The 17772-nt window shown below is 72.7% G+C and carries 17 protein-coding genes and 1 pseudogene; 13 read left to right on the top strand and 5 right to left on the bottom strand.

Annotated features, from left to right (window positions below):
- The first annotated feature begins 8 nt into the window (after window positions 1-8).
- Window positions 9-926: a DUF2510 domain-containing protein gene (locus ACF1FZ_RS09670; RefSeq protein ID WP_391772803.1), complete on the top strand. Its 918-nt coding sequence runs from the start codon at window positions 9-11 to the stop codon at window positions 924-926.
- 9 nt (window positions 927-935) lie between these two features.
- Here ACF1FZ_RS09670 and ACF1FZ_RS09665 read toward each other — a convergent pair whose 3' ends face one another.
- The gene (locus ACF1FZ_RS09665) at window positions 936-2138 is read right to left on the bottom strand and encodes an amino acid deaminase/aldolase (RefSeq protein WP_391772802.1); all 1203 of its coding nucleotides are present in this window, start codon (window positions 2136-2138) and stop codon (window positions 936-938) included.
- A 413-nt stretch (window positions 2139-2551) separates the two neighbouring features.
- On the opposite strand from ACF1FZ_RS09665, the gene ACF1FZ_RS09660 reads away from it, so the two are divergent.
- Both ACF1FZ_RS09660 and mycP read left to right on the top strand, forming a co-directional pair.
- Entirely contained in the window at window positions 2552-3415 is an 864-nt protein-coding gene (locus ACF1FZ_RS09660) for a hypothetical protein (protein WP_391772978.1), read from the top strand.
- Complete coding sequence (mycP, locus tag ACF1FZ_RS09655) at window positions 3412-4641, top strand: type VII secretion-associated serine protease mycosin (protein WP_391772801.1); 1230 nt, start codon at window positions 3412-3414, stop codon at window positions 4639-4641. Before ACF1FZ_RS09660 ends, mycP begins: the two co-directional genes overlap by 4 nt.
- Before the next feature lie 28 nt (window positions 4642-4669).
- Here the strand turns inward: mycP and ACF1FZ_RS09650 are convergent, their stop codons facing one another.
- A complete protein-coding gene (locus ACF1FZ_RS09650; protein WP_391772800.1) occupies window positions 4670-5479 on the bottom strand; it encodes a serine hydrolase in 810 nt (269 codons plus the stop codon).
- Between the two features lie 92 nt (window positions 5480-5571).
- On the opposite strand from ACF1FZ_RS09650, the gene ACF1FZ_RS09645 reads away from it, so the two are divergent.
- Window positions 5572-6336 carry an SseB family protein gene (locus tag ACF1FZ_RS09645; protein ID WP_391772799.1) on the top strand — a complete coding sequence of 255 codons (765 nt, stop codon included), beginning with the start codon at window positions 5572-5574 and terminating at the stop codon, window positions 6334-6336.
- A gap of 60 nt (window positions 6337-6396) precedes the next feature.
- Here the strand turns inward: ACF1FZ_RS09645 and ACF1FZ_RS09640 are convergent, their stop codons facing one another.
- A complete protein-coding gene (locus tag ACF1FZ_RS09640; RefSeq protein WP_391772798.1) occupies window positions 6397-6762 on the bottom strand; it encodes a DUF1844 domain-containing protein in 366 nt (121 codons plus the stop codon).
- A gap of 329 nt (window positions 6763-7091) precedes the next feature.
- On the opposite strand from ACF1FZ_RS09640, the gene infC reads away from it, so the two are divergent.
- From infC to ACF1FZ_RS09600, 8 genes and pseudogenes are all read left to right on the top strand, one after another.
- The gene (gene infC / locus ACF1FZ_RS09635) at window positions 7092-7811 is read left to right on the top strand and encodes a translation initiation factor IF-3 (RefSeq protein ID WP_104791966.1); all 720 of its coding nucleotides are present in this window, start codon (window positions 7092-7094) and stop codon (window positions 7809-7811) included.
- Between the two features lie 120 nt (window positions 7812-7931).
- Entirely contained in the window at window positions 7932-8126 is a 195-nt protein-coding gene (gene rpmI / locus ACF1FZ_RS09630) for a 50S ribosomal protein L35 (protein WP_030918579.1), read from the top strand.
- A 114-nt stretch (window positions 8127-8240) separates the two neighbouring features.
- Window positions 8241-8624: a 50S ribosomal protein L20 gene (gene rplT, locus ACF1FZ_RS09625; protein ID WP_003970214.1), complete on the top strand. Its 384-nt coding sequence runs from the start codon at window positions 8241-8243 to the stop codon at window positions 8622-8624.
- A 163-nt stretch (window positions 8625-8787) separates the two neighbouring features.
- Complete coding sequence (locus ACF1FZ_RS09620) at window positions 8788-9627, top strand: TrmH family RNA methyltransferase (RefSeq protein ID WP_391772797.1); 840 nt, start codon at window positions 8788-8790, stop codon at window positions 9625-9627.
- 139 nt (window positions 9628-9766) lie between these two features.
- A complete protein-coding gene (locus ACF1FZ_RS09615; RefSeq protein ID WP_391772796.1) occupies window positions 9767-10921 on the top strand; it encodes an ATP-binding protein in 1155 nt (384 codons plus the stop codon).
- Window positions 10922-11034: 113 nt separating this feature from the next.
- Window positions 11035-12162 (top strand): phenylalanine--tRNA ligase subunit alpha, encoded by a 1128-nt coding sequence (gene pheS / locus ACF1FZ_RS09610; RefSeq protein ID WP_391772795.1) that lies wholly within the window; start codon window positions 11035-11037, stop codon window positions 12160-12162.
- Window positions 12162-14672 carry a phenylalanine--tRNA ligase subunit beta gene (gene pheT / locus ACF1FZ_RS09605; RefSeq protein WP_391772794.1) on the top strand — a complete coding sequence of 837 codons (2511 nt, stop codon included), beginning with the start codon at window positions 12162-12164 and terminating at the stop codon, window positions 14670-14672. The genes pheS and pheT overlap by 1 nt, the downstream gene beginning before the upstream one ends.
- 272 nt (window positions 14673-14944) lie before the next feature.
- Window positions 14945-15109, top strand: a pseudogene (locus ACF1FZ_RS09600) (NUDIX hydrolase); the annotation flags it as partial.
- Window positions 15110-15166: 57 nt separating this feature from the next.
- Here the strand turns inward: ACF1FZ_RS09600 and ACF1FZ_RS09595 are convergent.
- Window positions 15167-16027, bottom strand: coding sequence for a 3-hydroxybutyryl-CoA dehydrogenase (locus tag ACF1FZ_RS09595; protein ID WP_391772793.1), 861 nt, complete (start codon window positions 16025-16027; stop codon window positions 15167-15169).
- A 197-nt stretch (window positions 16028-16224) separates the two neighbouring features.
- On the opposite strand from ACF1FZ_RS09595, the gene ACF1FZ_RS09590 reads away from it, so the two are divergent.
- Complete coding sequence (locus ACF1FZ_RS09590) at window positions 16225-17481, top strand: glycoside hydrolase family 10 protein (protein WP_391772977.1); 1257 nt, start codon at window positions 16225-16227, stop codon at window positions 17479-17481.
- 51 nt (window positions 17482-17532) lie between these two features.
- Here ACF1FZ_RS09590 and ACF1FZ_RS09585 read toward each other — a convergent pair whose 3' ends face one another.
- Complete coding sequence (locus ACF1FZ_RS09585) at window positions 17533-17736, bottom strand: DUF1918 domain-containing protein (protein WP_391772792.1); 204 nt, start codon at window positions 17734-17736, stop codon at window positions 17533-17535.
- Between the last annotated feature and the right edge of the window lie 36 nt (window positions 17737-17772).

Here is a 17772-nt window from a genome sequence, read left to right as displayed (position 1 = left end):
GTGGTGCCATGACCAACGCGACGCCGTCCGGGTGGTACCCGGACGTGAACGTGCCGGGCACCGAGCGCTGGTGGGACGGCACCGCCTGGACCGGGTACACCCGCCCGGCCGTCCTCACCCAGCCGCTGTCCGCGCCGCTCCGGCCCGGGAACCCGGCCACGCGCGGCGGCCGCCGCGCCACCCGGACCGTCCCACTCGCCGTGGCGGGCCTGGCGGTCGCCGCCGCCGTCACCGGGCTCCTGGTACTGGGCGACGGCGGCACGCGACCCGAGGCCGTGCCCCCCAGCAGCGCGCCACCGGTCACCGCCACGGACAGTGCGAGCCCGGCCGCCCCGGCGCCCGCGGAGGGTGCGCAGGACGACCCCACGGTGCTGGTCGACCAGCTCAACGGGGTCACCCTCCCCGTTCCCGACGGCTGGGAGAAGCCGGAGAACACGCTCGACGACGCCTCCACGATGCGTACGACCGGCTCCTACACCTGCCCCGGCGACTCGGGGAGCTTCTGCCACCACGGCACGGTCTCGGTCCGCACGTCGGGCGGGACCGACCTCACGTCCATGAAGGCGCTGGCCGAGGAGGACATCGAAACCGCGGCGGAGCGCGCCTACGGGAGGAACTCCGTGGACGCCCTCATCCACGGGGGCATCAGGTCCCAGAAGGAGCTGGAGTCCAGGTCCGTGACCGTGGCGGGGCGCACCGGACACCTGGTGCGCCGTCAGGTCACCACGGGCAAGGGCCCCGGCGGGTATGTGCAGTCGCTCGTCTTCCCCTCCGCGGTGGGCAGCGGGACGCCGGTGGTCGTACGCTTCGCGTTCGACGCCGGCCAGGACGGCCTGCCGCTCTCCCTCATGGACACCATCACCCGGGCGATCCGCCCGATCGGTGACGCCACCGGCGGCGGCGTGGGCAGCACCGTGGCTCCCTGAACCGGGCCCTCAGAGGAAGGTGCGTCCCTCACCGCGGTACGTCGGCACGGTGGCGGTGATCCGCTCGCCCTCGACCAGCCGCAGTTCGTCGAAGCGCTCGCACAGCTCACCGGCCTTGGCGTGGCGGAACCACACCTTGTCGCCGATCAGCAGGTCGTCGGCGGGGGCCCCGAGCAGCGGCGTCTGCACCTCGCCCGGGCCCTCCTGCGGTTCGTAGCGCAGCCCCTCGGGCAGATACGGCACCGGCAGCCGGTCCGCTCCCGCAGCCCCGGACGCCGGGTAACCGCCGCCGAGCACCGTCACCACGCCCACCCCCGGCCGCCGTACCACGGGCTGGGCGAACAGGGCCGCCGGACGGCCCGTGAAGGAGGTGTAGTTGTCGAACAGCCTCGGGACGTAGAGCCCGGATCCCGCCGCGATCTCGGTCACCGCGGACTCCGCGGCGGTGTGCTGCACGCTGCCGGTGCCGCCCCCGTTCACGAACTCCAGGCCGGGCGCCACCGCACGGACCGCCCGCACGGTCTCCGCGCGCCGCGCCGCCAGCTCCCGGCGAGCCGCCGTCTGCATCAGCCGGACCGCGCGCGAGCGCAGCGGCCGCCCGGCCACCGAGTCGCCCACCCCGGCCACATGCCCCTCGTACGCCATCAGCCCCACCAGCCGGAAGCCGGGCCTGCGTCCCACCGAGCGGGCCAGCTCGGCGAGCTGGGCGGGGGAGCGGAGCGGGGAGCGCAGCGCGCCGACCCTGACCCGGCCGCCGAGCAGCCGCAGCGAGGTGTCCAGCTCCAGACAGACCCGGATCTCCTCGGTGCCGCCGGCCCGCGCGGCGTCGATCAGCTCCAGCTGCGCGGGATCGTCCACCATCACCGTCACGGCCGCGGCCAGCTTCGGATCGGCCGCCAGCTCGGCGTACGCGGACCGGTCGGCCGACGGATAGGCCAGCAGCACGTCGTCGAACCCGGAGCGGGCCAGCCACAACGACTCCGCGAGGGTGAACGACATGACCCCGGCGAAGCCCGGACGCGCGAGCACCCGCTCCAGCAGGGCACGGCAGCGCACCGATTTGCTCGCCACCCGGACGGGTTTCCCGCCCGCCCGGCGCACCAGGTCGTCGGCGTTGGCGTCGAAGGCATCCAGATCGACGACGGCCACCGGGGCGTCGAGGTGGGCGGTGGCCCGGTCGTAACGGCTCCGGTCAGCGGCGCGGACAGTCATGGCCGCAGCCTGCCAGACGGCCGTACCACTGGGTAGAGGATGTTCGGTGCAGATCGTCCCGCACCCTCGGTCCCGTTCCCACGGGTGGCCGTACACCCCGTAGAGTGACCGTCACACGACCGACCGGCGGACCCGTGCGCAGCGGCGGTCCGCAGGCGGTACGGGGACGTGGACCAGGGGGGCGGATGAGTACCGAAGCGCGGCGCGCTCCAGTGCCGCCCCGGCCGGCCTCCCCGCCGCACGTACCACCGGCCCCGCGCCCGCAACCCGCTCCGCCCGTATCCGGCAGCGCCCCGCCGCCGCCTGCCCCGCGAGGCGGGCCCGTCCCCCCGGTGGAGACGACCACGCGGCTCCGCCCCGTGCCGCCCGGCCCGCCACCGCCCGCCGCCACCAGGCGCAGGCCCGTCGGCGCCGTGGACCTCACCCCGCGCCCCGGTGCCGCGCCCGCTCCCCCCGGCGCGTACCACGCGTACGCCGAGACGCCCGTCGAGACCACCACCCGGCTGCGCCCCGTCAAGGCCCGGCACCCCGCCAGGACCGCGGGGGCCGCAGTCTGCGCCGTGCTCGGCCTGGGGCTCATCGGCGGCGCCGTCACCGGCAGCTGGCTCACCGGTGACTCCGCGGCCCGGGCCGGCGACGACAGCGTGTACACCGTGAGCCGCTCCGCCTGGCACAGTGTGCCCGTCGACACCCTCTTCCCGCGCACCCTCAAGGGCGACGGCGCGGGTCCGGGGGCCACGGACCGGACCTGGTCCAGGGTCGCCGTAGCGAGCGACAGCGGCTGCGCGGCGGGCCTGGACCCGCTGCTGCTCGAGACGCTCCGCCCGGTCGGCTGCGAACGCCTGCTGCGCGCCACCTACACCGACGCCACACGCAGCAGCGTCACCACCGTCGGCATGGTCTTCACGGAGGCCGGCACCGGCGCGATGAGCGCGCTCAGCACCCGGTTCACCACCCAGCGCCTCACCGGGCGCCCCGACCTGATGCCCCGCACCTACCCCGCCGAGGGCACCGTCGCCGCCGGCTTCGGCGACCAGCAGCGCGCCAGCTGGACGGTGCACGTCCTGACCGAGCTGCCCGTCGTCGTGTTCGCCGTCTCGGGCTTCGCCGACGGCCGTGCGGTCGCCGAGCCGCAGCCCGCCGCCGAGGCCATGGCCGCCGGTGCCACGACGCCCCCCGCCCAGGCGGGTCTCGGCCACGAGGCCAAGGGCGTCGCCGACCGGGTGGAACGCGCCCTGCGCAGGACCGTCGCCGACCTCACGGAGAAGCCGGCGTGATCCGTCCCCGCCGGCTCCGGGCGCTCGCCGCCGTGGCCACGGCCACCGCCTTCGTGGTGCTGCCCGCCGTCCCCGCCCACGCGGACGCCATCCGTGACCAGCAGTGGGGTCTGAAGGCCCTCCGCACCGACACGGCCTGGCAGACCACGAAGGGCGCGGGCATCACGGTCGCCGTCCTGGACACCGGGGTCGACGACGCCCACCCGGACCTCGCCGGACAGGTCCTTCCGGGCAAGGACCTCATCGGCTTCGGTGCCGCACGCGGTGACCGCTCCTGGGCCCTGCACGGCACCGCCATGGCCGGCATCATCGCGGGCCGGGGAAGCGGCCCCGGGCGGGGAGACGGCGTCCTCGGCATCGCCCCGGAAGCGAAGATCCTGCCCGTGCGGGTGATCCTCGAGTCCGGCGACCCCTCACGCGCCAAAGCCCGCGAATCACGCGGCACCGCGCTCGCCGACGGCATCCGCTGGGCCGCCGACCAGGGCGCCGACGTCATCAACCTCTCCCTCGGGGACGACAGCGAGTCGGCCCACCCGGAGCCCGGGGAGGACGCCGCCGTCCAGTACGCCCTCGGCAAGGGGGTCGCCGTCGTCGCCTCGGCGGGCAACAGCGGGGACAAGGGGGACCGCATCTCCTATCCCGCCGCCTACCCCGGCGTGATCGCCGTCGCAGCCGTCGACAAGTACGGCACGCACGCCGCGTTCTCCACCCGGCGCTGGTACGCCACCGTCAGCGCGCCCGGCGTCGACATCGTCGTGGCCAATCCCGACCGGCACTACTACATCGAGTGGGGCACGTCCGCGGCGTCGGCGTACGTCTCCGGGGCCGTGGCCCTCGTGCGTGCCGCGCACCCGGCCCTCTCGCCCGCGCAGATCAAGACCCTGCTCGCGGACACCGCCCGTGACGCCCCCGCCGGCGGCCGCGACGACGCCAGGGGGTACGGCCTGGTCGACCCGGCCGCCGCGATAGCGGCCGGCGCGGAGCTGCGCCCGGACGATCCGGGCGCGCGGTCCGCCGGGGCGGGCCACCGGGACGAGTACTTCGGCTCCGGCCCCGCGCCGCGAGGGGACGACGGGGATCCGGCCGGCTGGCTGGCCCCCTCGGCGGGCGGTCTCGGAGCCGTGCTCCTCGCCCTGGCCGTGGTGCTGTGGCGCGGCAGGAACACCGGTGGCGGGTACGCGCCCGCGCCCGGACACCACCCGTTCCCCGCCGGCCCCCCGCGCTGAGCGGACGGCCCCGGCCGGCCGCACGGCTTCAGCCCGGATCAGCCAACGCACCGGTCACCCCGGCCGCCGCCTTCGCGACGGACTCCACGAGAGCGATGCCCGCCTCCTTCGTCGCGTGCCCGCGCGACAGCACCGCCATCAGCAGGGTGTGCCCGCCGCTCTCGACCCGTCCGACGCTGTTGACGTCCCACAGTCCCGTCGTCGTCCGGGGCATCCAGCCGTTCTTCAGCACCACGCCGGTGCCCGCCGCGGACACTCCCCACCGTTGATCGGCCTCGACCTGCCCCATCAGCTCCGTGATGTAGGTGCGAGAGGCCGCCGTCAGCTCCGATTCCGTCCCGCACACCGCCTCCAGCAACCGCACCTGGTCGGCGGCCGTGGTCCGGGTCAGCCCCCACGCGTGGGCGGCTCGCGTCCTGGTCAGCCCCAGCCGTTCGTGGGCCGCGTCCAGCCCTTCCTCCCCACCGATCGCCTTGAACAGCTCGGTGGCCGAGGTGTTGTCGCTCCGCCGGATCATGGCCTCCGCGTACGCGTGTTCGGCACCGTTCAGCTCCCGGCCCGCGTCCTGCGCCTGGAGCAGCAGCGCCGCCAGGATGCCGGTCTTGACGACGCTGGCCGCGTCGTACGCCCCGTCCCCGTACGCGGCACCGGCGCCGCTCCCCGCGTCCAGCACGGCCACCGACACGTCGGCGCCGTCCGCCAGGTGCGCCAGCGCGTCGGCCAGCTCCGCGTCGAGATCCACGTCGGTCTCCTCGTCCCGGCCCGTCACCGCCGACGGGCTCGACGCGGACGATACGGCGGCCACGGCAGCAGGCGTGTCATCGGGCGCACAACCCACCGGACACGCACCTCCGGCGGCGGAACAGGCCGGCGGCAGTCCGGGGCCGCCCTGTCGTCCGGGCGGGAGGAGCGACCCACTACGCTCGTCGTGTGGCGCTCAAGAACATCCCCGACCCCGGTTTCTCCGACGACGACGGCACGGCCTCGCCCGGACTGACGGCGGCCCTCGCGGCATGGGCCGCGGACCGGACGGCCGTCGGCCCCGTCCTCGCGGCGCTCCGTGACGCACGGCTGCTCGTACCGGTCGTCGCCGTCCTGGGAGAGGTCGAGGAGGGGCACGAAGCTCCTGGGAAGGACGGCGGCGGGCGGCGGGTGGGCGGACTGCGCCGGGAGAAGACCAGCGACATGGCGGTGCCGACCCTGCAGGCCGGTGACCGGCGGGCCCTGCCCGTCTTCACCTCCACCGCCTCGCTGGCCCGCTGGGACCCGCAGGCGCGTCCCGTCGCCGTGCCCCTGCACCAGGCGCTGCAGGCAGCCGCGCACGAGAAGGCGGACACGGTGGTGCTCGACCTCGCGGGGCCCGTCGCCTTCGAGCTCACGGGCCCGGCACTGCTGGCCCTGGCGGAGAACCGTGCCAGCGCGGACCCGCTCGACGACCCCGCCGTCGTCGCCGCGGTGCGGGAGGCGGCGGCCGCCGAGCCCGCGGTGCTGCGCGCCCACCTCGGCCCCGGCCGGGCCGACGGCACCCTCGCCCTGGTCCTCGCCCCGGACGCCGTGGTCGCCGAAGCCGCCCGCCGGGTCGCCGACGCCCTCTCGGCCAGCGAGGTGCTGCGCGCCCGGCTGGTGCACGGCATCGATCTCGCCCTGCTGCCGGCCGGCGCCGAGGCCCCGGGCGAGCCGCTGTTCAGCCGCTGACGCACACGAGCCCGCCGCCTGTCACAGGCGGCGGGCTCGTCGGTGGCCTCGGCCGGAGGATCAGCCGTAGACGGGACCGGTGTACTTCTCACCCGGGCCCTGACCGGGCTCGTCCGGGACGAGCGAGGCCTCACGGAAGGCCAGCTGGAGCGATTTCAGGCCGTCGCGCAGGGGCGAGGCGTGGAACGTGCTGATCTCGGTGGCGCTCGCGTCGAGCAGTCCGGCCAGTGCCTGGACCAGCTTGCGGGCCTCGTCGAGGTCCTTGTGCTGCTCGCCCTCCTCGGTCAGGCCGAGCTTCACGGCTGCCGCGCTCATCAGATTGACGGCGACGGTCACGATCACCTCGACCGCGGGAACCTCCGCGATGTCGCGGGCCATGTCGTCGAAGCCGGGGTTCTCGGTGCTGGGGGTGGTCGAGTCGCTCATGCCCCACACGATAAGGCCACGTCGGCGCGGCTCTTGCTGCGGGAGCCGCCCGGACAGCGGGTTAGCCGTGGGCCCGGAGAGCTGCTAACCTTGTGTAACGACCGGCTGGACATCTATGTGTCCGGCCCACAAGTGGAGGCTCCGATCTCCCACCTGACCGTCCTCAGGGACGGCGGGTCACCGGTCAGGTGGCAGCCATCGTTCCGTACGGACGATGGGGTCGCCCGATTGCGCCCCGCGGTTGCACGCGGCGGTGTTCCGGTAGTTCCAGGAGCCCCGCCTGTGTCCCGTCCGGGGCATTTCTGTTTTCCCGGCTCGGTTGGTCATACATAAGACGTTACGCGGCTGTCCGCCAGGCGGTCGCGTGGTGCTACCGAGGAGGATCCATCAGCGCCGAGCCCCGCATCAACGACCGGATTCGCGTTCCCGAGGTGCGACTTGTCGGTCCCAGCGGCGAGCAGGTCGGGATTGTTCCGCTTGCCAAGGCCCTGGAGCTCGCACAGGAGTACGACCTCGACCTGGTCGAGGTGGCGGCGACAGCCCGTCCCCCCGTGTGCAAGCTCATGGACTACGGAAAGTTCAAGTACGAGTCGGCCATGAAGGCCCGTGAGGCGCGCAAGAACCAGGCGCACACGGTCATCAAGGAAATGAAGCTCCGGCCGAAGATCGACCCGCACGACTACGACACCAAGAAGGGTCACGTCGTCCGGTTCCTCAAGCAGGGGGACAAGGTCAAGATCACGATCATGTTCCGCGGTCGTGAGCAGTCCCGTCCCGAGCTGGGCTTCCGACTGCTCCAGCGTCTCGCTTCGGATGTCGAGGACCTCGGCTTCATCGAGTCGAACCCGAAGCAGGACGGCCGGAACATGATCATGGTTCTGGGCCCGCACAAGAAGAAGACCGAAGCCATGGCCGAAGCCCGTGAGGCCCAGGCCGCCCGCAAGGCGGAGCGTCAGGGATCCACCCCCGACGCCGAGTCCGAGGGTGACACCGCTGAGGCCCCGGCCGCAGCGGCCGAGGCTCCGGCCGAGACACCTTCCGAGGCGTGACCTCCGGGGGCCGCCACCCAGGCGCCCCCGGGTCCCCCGGAAACCACCCAAAGATCTGACGCCCCTGCAGTCCGGTGCCCGCACCGTGAGGGGCGCCACTGACGAGGAGATAACGGCGCGATGCCGAAGAACAAGACGCACAGCGGTGCCAGCAAGCGCTTCAAGATCACCGGCTCCGGCAAGGTGCTGCGCGAGAAGGCCGGCAAGCGCCACCTGCTCGAGCACAAGTCGTCCAAGAAGACCCGCTCGCTGACCGGCACGGTCGTCGTGGCTCCGGCCGACGCCAAGAAGATCAAGAAGCTTCTCGGCAAGTAGAGGACGACGCCTCCGGTACAGCCGGGGGCACGACCTCCATCCGACCGGGACCAATTCGTTTCCGGGCTGGTGAGTCGACACCGCGATTCCCAGCCCCGCTGCAAGGAGTTAAAAGTGGCACGCGTCAAGCGGGCGGTAAACGCCCACAAGAAGCGCCGGGCGATCCTCGAGGCCGCCAGCGGTTACCGCGGTCAGCGTTCGCGCCTGTACCGCAAGGCCAAGGAGCAGGTCACCCACTCCCTGGTCTACAACTACAACGACCGCAAGAAGCGCAAGGGCGACTTCCGTCAGCTCTGGATCCAGCGGATCAACGCGGCTGCCCGTCAGAACGGCATGACGTACAACCGCCTCATCCAGGGTCTGAAGGCCGCCAACATCGAGGTGGACCGCAAGATCCTGGCCGAGCTCGCGGTCAACGACGCCAACGCGTTCGCCGCCCTCGTCGAGGTCGCCCAGAAGGCCCTCCCGAGCGACGTCAACGCCCCGAAGGCCGCCTGATCCAGGCAGCACTTCCCGACGTCCCAGTGTTTTGAGCCGGACCCGCAGGCGTGTGCCGTCTGCGGGTCCGGTGCGTTGCACCACGTGTCGCGTACGCAGTCAGCCGTACGCAGAGAAACGTACGCAGAGAAGCTGACTTACGCAGAGAGGCTCGCCGCCGACCATGGGCACCCCCGAACTGATCTCCGCGCGATCGCCGCGAGTCGCCGCCGCACGCCGGCTGGCCAGGCGCAACTTCCGCGGCAAGGAGCGCAGGTTCATCGCCGAGGGGCCGCAGGCCGTGCGGGAGGCCGCCGCGCACCGGGGCGGTGACGGCGTACCCACGCTCACCGAACTCTTCGCGACGGTCGAGGCGGCCGACCGGTACGCCGGCATCATCGACGCCGCCCGCGCCGCGGGCGCCCGCGTGCACCTCGCGGACGCCGACGTGCTGGCCGACGTCTCGCAGACCGTCACCCCCCAGGGGCTGATCGGCGTCTGCCGCTTCCTGGACTCGCCCTTCCAGGACATCCTCGTGGCGAAGCCCACCCTGGTCGCGGTCCTCGCCCACGTACGCGATCCCGGGAACGCGGGTACGGTGCTGCGCTGCGCGGACGCCGCCGGAGCGGACGCGGTCGTGCTCACCGACGCCTCCGTGGACCTCTACAACCCCAAGTCGGTCCGGGCCTCCGTCGGTTCGCTCTTCCATCTGCCGGTGGCCGTCGGTGTACCCGTGGAGCAGGCCGTGCAGGGGCTCCGGAGCGCCGGTGTGCGCATCCTCGCGGCGGACGGCGCGGGCGAGCACGACCTGGACGACGAACTCGACGCGGGCACCATGGGCGGGCCCACCGCCTGGGTGTTCGGCAACGAGGCGTGGGGCCTCCCGGAGGAGACGCGGGCCCTGGCCGACGCCGTCGTCCGGGTCCCCATCCACGGAAAGGCGGAGAGTCTCAACCTCGCCACCGCCGCCGCCGTGTGCCTCTACGCCTCCGCGCGGGCCCAGCGCCCGCGACGGGCCCGCTGATCCCCGCCGGCGCACCACCGATCGATACGGGCCACACCCCGCCGGTGCCCGCCCGGAGGGTGTGCCCGGCCGCTGACGCCTAGTAAGGTGACGGACTCGGGGGCCCACTGCACCGGTTCGAGAGGTGGGGTACGGGAAGATGACTGTCGGCATGAGCAGGCCGCGAGCGACACACACGGCCGCCGTGCGCGCCCCCTCCGACGGGGCCGGCGAGAGCCGGGCCGACGGGGACCCCGCTACGGGCATCGACCCGGACGATCTGCCCGACGGTCTCGTCGTCGCCGACGAGCACGGCAAGGTCATCTGTTTCAACGCGGCCGCGGCCCGGATCACCGCCACGCCCGGGCCCGCCGCGCTCGGCCGCTCCCTGGACCAGGCGCTGCCCCTCGAGGACCTCAAGGGGCGACGCTGGTGGGACCTCACCGACCCCTACGGCGGGCTCGCCATCAGGGTCGGCCAGCCCGAACAGAACCTGCTGCTCCCCGGGGGCCGCGAGGTCCTGGTCTCCGCCCGGTACGTACGCGAGACCCCGGCCGGCCCGGTCCGACGGCTCGTCGTGTCGCTGCGCGGCACCGAGGCGCGCCGTCGCACGGAGCTCAGCCACGCCGAGCTGATCGCGACCGTCGCCCATGAGCTGCGTTCCCCGCTGACCTCGGTCAAGGGTTTCACCGCCACCCTCCTGGCCAAGTGGGAGCGGTTCACGGACGACCAGAAGCGGCTGATGCTGGAGACCGTCGACGCGGATGCCAACCGCGTCACCCGGCTCATCGCCGAGCTGCTCGACATCTCCCGCATCGACTCCGGCCGGCTGGAGCTGCGCCGCCAGCCCGTGGACATCTCCGCCGCCGTCGAGCGCCACATCCAGGCGCTCACCGCGAACGGCCAGGCGCCAGGCCGCTTCCTCGTGCACACCCGCCGGCCGCTGCCCGCGCTCTGGGCCGACCCGGACAAGGTCGACCAGGTACTCGGCAACCTCCTCGAAAACGCGGTGCGCCACGGCGAGGGAACCGTCACTATTGAGATCGCCCCTGCACCCGCACCGGCGAAGAGCGACGAGAGCGGAACGGCAGTCACCGTGAGCGACGAAGGCCCCGGCATCCCCGAGGAGTCGATGGGTCGCGTCTTCACCCGCTTCTGGCGGGGCAGCAAGCGCGGCGGGACCGGCCTGGGCCTGTACATCGTCAAGGGCATCGTCGAGGCGCACGGCGGCACCATCACCGTCGACCGGGCGCCCGGCGGCGGCGCCGAGTTCCGGTTTATCCTGCCCGTGAGCGCGCCGGCCTACCTGGTCTGAGCGGCCCACGGGCTTCTTCGCCCCCCGGCGGCCCGTAGACTCGACTTTTGGCACCTTTGCGTCCTCAGTCGTCGAACAGGGTCGCCACCAGCCAATCGGAAGCACGGGAAGAGATGTCGGCACCGAACAAGTCGTACGACCCAGTCGAGGTCGAGGCACTGAAACCGGAAGAGATCGAGCGCATGCGGGACGAGGCGTTCGCCGCCTTCGCCGCCGCGGGCGACCTCGACGCGCTCGCCCAGGCGAAGACCGCGCACACCGGTGGCACCTCGCCCCTGTCGCTCGCCAACCGGGAGATCGGCGCCCTGCCGCCGCAGGCCAAGGCCGAGGCGGGCAAGCGCGTGGGCCAGGCCCGCGGCGCCGTCTCCAAGGCACTGGCCGCCCGCCAGGCCGAGCTGGAGGCCGAGCGTGACGCCCGGGTGCTGGTCGAGGAGGCGGTGGACGTCACCCTGCCCTACGACCGGACCCCGGCCGGTGCGCGCCACCCGCTGACGACGATCATGGAGCGTGTCGCCGACGTCTTCGTCGCCATGGGCTACGAGATCGCCGAGGGCCCCGAGGCCGAGGCGGAGTGGTTCAACTTCGACGCCTTGAACTTCGTGCCCGACCACCCGGCGCGGCAGATGCAGGACACCTTCTTCGTCCAGGGTGCCGACGGTGCGAAGACCGACGAGTCCGGTGTCGTGCTGCGCACGCACACCTCGCCCGTCCAGGCCCGCTCCCTGCTCAGCCGCAAGCCCCCCGTCTACGTGGTGTGCCCCGGCCGGGTCTACCGCACCGACGAGCTCGACGCCACGCACACCCCGGTCTTCCACCAGATCGAGCTGCTGGCGGTCGACGAGGGCCTCACGATGGCCGACCTCAAGGGCACTCTCGACCACATGGTCCAGGCGCTCTTCGGACCGGACATGAAGACCCGGCTGCGGCCGAACTTCTTCCCGTTCACCGAGCCGTCCGCCGAGATGGACATGGTCTGCTACGTCTGCCGCGGCGAGTCCGTCGGCAACCCGGACCGCCCCTGCCGCACCTGCGGCAGCGAGGGCTGGATCGAGCTCGGTGGCTGCGGCATGGTCAACCCGAAGGTGCTCGTCGCCTGCGGTGTGGACCCCGAGAAGTACAGCGGATTCGCCTTCGGATTCGGTATCGAGCGGATGCTGATGTTCCGCCACAACGTCGAGGACATGCGAGACATGGTCGAGGGCGACGTCCGGTTCACCCGGCCGTTCGGGATGGAGATCTGATGCGCGTCCCGCTTTCCTGGCTGCGGGAATACGTCGACCTGCCGGCGACGGAGACCGGCCGGGACGTACAGGCCAAGCTCGTCTCCGTGGGCCTCGAGGTCGAGACCGTCGAGCAGACCGGTGCCGGCCTCAAGGGCCCCCTGGTCGTCGGGCAGGTCCTGACCATCGAGGAGCTGGAGGGCTTCAAGAAGCCCATCCGCTTCTGCACGGTCGACGTCGGCACCGCCAACGGCACCGGCGAACCGCAGGAGATCGTCTGCGGCGCCCGCAACTTCTCCGTCGGTGACAAGGTCGTCGTGGTCCTGCCGGGCGCGGTGCTGCCCGGTGACTTCGCGATCGCCGCGCGCAAGACGTACGGCAAGACCTCGCACGGCATGATCTGCTCGACCGACGAGCTCGGCATGGGCGACGACGGCACGCACGGCATCATCGTGCTGCCGCCGGAGTTCGAGCCCGGCACCGACGCGATCGAGCTCCTGGAGCTCGTCGACGAGGTCCTCGACATCGCCGTCACGCCCGACCGCGGCTACTGCCTCTCGATGCGCGGGGTCGCCCGTGAGACCGCCATCGCGTACGGGCTGCCGCTGCGTGACCCGGCGCTCCTGGACGTGCCCCCGCCCAACGCGCACGGCTACCCGGTGAAGGTCTCCGACCCGTTCGGATGCAGCAACTTCACCGCACGCACGGTCACCGGCCTGCGGCCCGAGGCGCGCTCCCCGATCTGGATGCAGCGCAGGCTGCAGAAGGCCGGGATGCGCACCGTCTCGCTCGCCGTCGACATCACCAACTACGTGATGCTGGAGCTCGGGCAGCCGCTGCACGCCTACGACCGCACCCGTGTCGAGGGCACGATCGGGGTGCGCCGGGCCCAGCAGGGCGAGAAGCTCACCACGCTCGACGGCGCCGTACGGGTACTGGACGCCCAGGACCTGGTCATCACCGACGACCGCGGGCCGATCGGTCTCGCGGGCGTCATGGGCGGCGCCGACACGGAGATCGCCGACTCGGCCGAGGAGGCAGGGACCACCGAGGTCGTCATCGAGGCCGCGCACTTCGACGCGATCGCGATCGCCCGGACCGCGCGCCGCCACAAGCTGAGCTCCGAGGCCTCCAGGCGCTTCGAGCGCGGTGTCGACCCGCGGGCGGCCGCCGCTGCCGCGCAGCGCACGGTCGACCTGCTGGTCCTCCTCGCGGGCGGCACGGCCGAGGCCGGCGTCACGGAGATCACCGCCCCGTCCGCGCCCCGCACCATCGCGATGCCGGCGAGCCACCCCGACCGGGTGGCCGGTGTCGCCTACGGCCGCGAGACCGTCGTACGCCGCCTCCAGCAGGTCGGTTGCGACGTCTACGGGCAGGACGAGCTGATCGTCACGGTGCCGTCCTGGCGCCCCGACCTCGCCGAGCCGAACGACCTGGCCGAAGAGGTCATCCGGCTGGAGGGGTACGAGAACCTCCCCTCCACCCTGCCGACCCCGCCCTCCGGACGCGGGCTCACCGACCGCCAGCGGCTGCACCGCCGCATCGGCCGCGCCCTCGCGGGCGCCGGTTACGTCGAGGCGCTGAGCTACCCGTTCATCGGCGACGCCGTCCTGGACCAGCTCGGCCTGGAGAAGGACGACGCCCGCCGCCGTACGGTCACCCTCGTCAACCCGCTCTCCGACGAGGAACCCGCGCTGCGCACCACGCTGCTGCCGGGCCTGCTCGGCGCACTGCGGCGCAACGACGGTCGTGGCAGCCACGACCTGGCGCTCTTCGAGACCGGTCTGGTCTTCAGGCCCACCGGCGAGGAGACCAAGGCCGTGCGGCTGCCCGTCGACCGGCGTCCCACCGACGAAGAGATCGCCGGGCTGGACGCGGCACTGCCGCGTCAGCCGCGCCGTGCCGCCGTCGTCCTCGCGGGAGCCCGCGAGCAGGCCGGCTGGTGGGGCAAGGGCCGCCCCGCGGACTGGGCGGACTCCGTCGAGGCGGCGCGCGTCATCGCACGCGAGGCGGGCGTCGAGGTGACGGTCCGGGCCGACCGGCACGCACCGTGGCACCCCGGCCGCTGCGCCGCGCTGTACGTCACGGCCGGCGGGGAGGAAATCCTCTTCGGGCACGCGGGCGAACTGCACCCGCGCGTCGTCAAGGAACTCCACCTGCCCGAGCGGACCTGCGCCATGGAGGTCGAGCTCGACGTCCTGGAGAAGGCCGTCGACGGCGTGCTCCAGGCGCCCCGGATCTCCACCTTCCCGGTGGCGACCCAGGACGTCGCGCTCGTCGTCGCCTCGGACATGCCCGCCGAGACCGTGGAGAAGGCGCTTCGCGAAGGCGCCGGTGACCTGCTCGAATCGCTTCGGCTGTTCGACGTCTTCGCCGGCGAGCAGATCGGTGAGGGCAAGAAGTCCCTGGCGTACGCGCTGCGGTTCCGTGCCCCGGACCGCACGCTGACGGTGGAGGAGGCCTCCGCGGCCCGCGACACCGCGGTCGCCCTGGCGGCCGAGCGCACCGGGGCGGTCCTGCGCGGCGCGTAGGACCCGAGTGGTGGGAAGGGGCGTATCCGGCCACCGGGTACGCCCCTTCTGCTCCCGCCGGGCGGCCCGGGGACCGTACAGGGACCCTCCTGGCATCGCGGGTCGGTGGGCTGTGCGGTCCGGCGCCGTCCGTCCTGCCACGGAGTGCCGGGGCAGGACGGACGGCGCGGGTGCGGGCCGTCGAACTGCTACGAGGGGGGGTCCGTCGACCCGGCCGCCTCCTGCGAGGCGATCATTCGACCGAGCGGCGCACCGGCGCGGCAGGGCGCAGGTCCAGAGAGGCGACGTACACCGGTCCTCCGGCGGGCGGTTTCGAGTCCTCACGCCGCGAGTGGGTCCCGCTCGAACTCGTCCCGGACATGGTCGCGGGCGGTGGGATCCCGGCCGCCGACATGGCGGCCGGGCTGCTGATGCTCCATCACATGCAGCTGGGGTGACGGCGCACGCCGGTGCGGCCGGCCACCTGGGCAGCCCGCCGCACCGGCGGAGGCGGTTCACTCGTAGGGGTAGAAGCCCGAGCCCGTCTTCCGGCCGAGCCGGCCCGCGTCCACCATCCGCTGGAGCAGCGGAGGAGCGGCGTACAGCGGCTCCTTGTACTCCGCGTACATCGAGTCGGCGACCGAGGCCACGGTGTCCAGACCGATCAGGTCGGCGAGCTTGAGCGGACCCATCGGGTGGGCGCAGCCCATCTCCATGCCGTTGTCGATGTCCTCGCGGCTCGCGATGCCCGACTCGAACATCCGGATCGCGGAGAGCAGATACGGGATCAGCAGGGCGTTGACGACGAAGCCGGAGCGGTCCTGGGCGCGGATCGCGTGCTTGCCGAGCACGTCGTGCACCACGGCCTCGGCACGCTTTATGGTCGCGTCGGACGTCGTCAGCGCGGGAATCAGCTCGACGAGCCGCTGCACCGGGGCCGGGTTGAAGAAGTGGATGCCGATGACCTGGTCCGGCCGGGAGGTCGCCACGGCCAGCTTCACCAGCGGGATGGAGGAGGTGTTCGAGGCGAGGATCGCGTCCGGCCGGGTCACCACCTGATCGAGCACCTGGAAGATCTCGGTCTTGACCTGCTCGTTCTCCACGACGGCCTCGATCACGAGGTCGCGGTCGGCGAACTCGCCGAGGTCGGTGGTGAAGCTGAGGCGGCCGAGGGTCCCGTCGCGCTCCTCCTCGGTGATCTTGCCGCGTTCGGCGGCCTTGGAGAGGGAGTTGTGAAGCCGGGTGCGCCCTATCTCCAGGGCCTCGCCGGTGGTCTCGGCCACCATGACATCGAGGCCGCTGCGGGCGCACACCTCCGCGATGCCTGCGCCCATCTGGCCACAGCCCACCACTCCGACGCGTGCAATGTCGGCCATAGAGTCCGTCACCTCGTGCCTTTCGCTGATCCTCGTGCGGCAGTTCCCGTTTGATTCCGGTGCCCGCCTCGACCCCACGACGTTACTCCGCGACGCCACTCCGGTGAGCTGCGGGTCGGGTGGTCCGGCGGCGGGCATGATCTGCGTCACGCAGGGTCGACGCGACACACGGGAACGTACAGGCGAAAGGTATGCAGATGCATCATATGAGCCGGAGGTCGTGGGTGACGGCCGCGGCGGGCGTGGTGGCCGCCATGATGACAGCGGGTGATGCCGTCGCGGCGCGGCGGCCGGATCCTCCGTGGCGCCGGCGCCACGGAGCGGGCCAGGCCGAGCTGCGCGGTGTGTGGATCGCCACGGTCGCCAACCTGGACTGGCCCTCGGCGCCCGGCCTGAGCGCCGCGGCCCAGGAGGCGGAACTGATCGCCCATCTGGACCGTGCGGTGGCGCTGCGGCTGAACGCCGTGGTCCTCCAGGTCAGGCCGAGCGCCGACGCCCTGTGGCCCTCGTCCTACGAGCCCTGGGCCCAGTGCCTCACCGGCGTTCAGGGCAAGGACCCGGGGTGGGACCCGCTGGGCACGGCGGTGCGCGAGGCGCACGCCCGCGGACTGGAGCTGCACGCGTGGTTCAACCCCTACCGGGTCGCGAACCACACGGACCCGTCCCGTCTCGTCGCCTCCCACCCCGCCCGGCTGCACCCGGACTGGGTCCTGCCCTACGGAGGGAAGCTCTATTACAACCCGGGGCTGCCCGAGGTCAGGGAGTTCGTCCAGGACGCGATGCTCGACGCGGTCAGCCGCTACGCCGTCGACGCGGTGCACTGGGACGACTACTTCTACCCCTACCCGGTGGCCGGCCAGGTCTTCGACGACGACGCCGCGTACGAGCGGTACGGCGGGGACTTCGCGGACAAGGCGGCCTGGCGCCGCGACAACACCGACCGGCTGGTGCGTGGGACGGCCGAGCGGATCAAGGAGGTCAGGAGCGGCGTCCGCTTCGGGATCAGCCCCTTCGCGGTGTGGCGCAACGCGACGACCGATCCGCTGGGCTCCGACACCGCGGCCGGTGTGCAGACCTACGACGACCTGCACGCCGACACCCGGAAATGGGTGAAGGAGGGCTGGATCGACTACATCTGCCCGCAGATCTACTGGAACATCGGCTTTTCCGCCGCCGACTACGCGAAACTGCTGCCGTGGTGGGCCGAGGCGGTACGGGGCACCGGAGTCGGCCTTTACGTCGGCGAGGCGCTCTACAAGGCCGGGGATCCGGCACAGCCCGCCGCATGGCAGGACCCGGCGGAACTCTCCCGGCACCTCGACCTCGCCGCGGGCCATCCGGAGGTGGGTGGCCACGTCTACTTCTCGGCGAAGCACGTGAAGGCCGATCCCGTCGGCGCCATGGCCCGGGTGGTGGCCGACCACTACCAGGTCAGGGCCCGCACACCTCACTGACCGGCCCGGGCGCGTGCGCCGGGAACCACTCGTGCCCCCGGCGCACGCGCTCTACCGCTTCCGGTCCTCCGGAGCGGTGTGCTGGACGACGCTGTCGGGGCCCGGGGACCTGATCGATTCGTGCCCGTCCTCGAAGCGCAGACGGTACGGGGGGCCGCCCCCGTCACCGAGCACCTCGATGATCTCTGCGACCCGGTCGTGCTGTCCCACGGTCCTGCCGTGCGTCAGCAGCCGGTCGCCCGTGTGTGCCTCCATCGGGGCTGACCTCCTCACGGATGGCGGTCCATGTCG

It is taken from the genome of Streptomyces sp. NPDC014623 (assembly GCF_043088245.1).
GTDB lineage: Bacteria > Actinomycetota > Actinomycetes > Streptomycetales > Streptomycetaceae > Streptomyces.
Note: the sequence above shows the minus strand (reverse complement) of the source record. Positions and strands in the feature narration are given on the sequence as shown.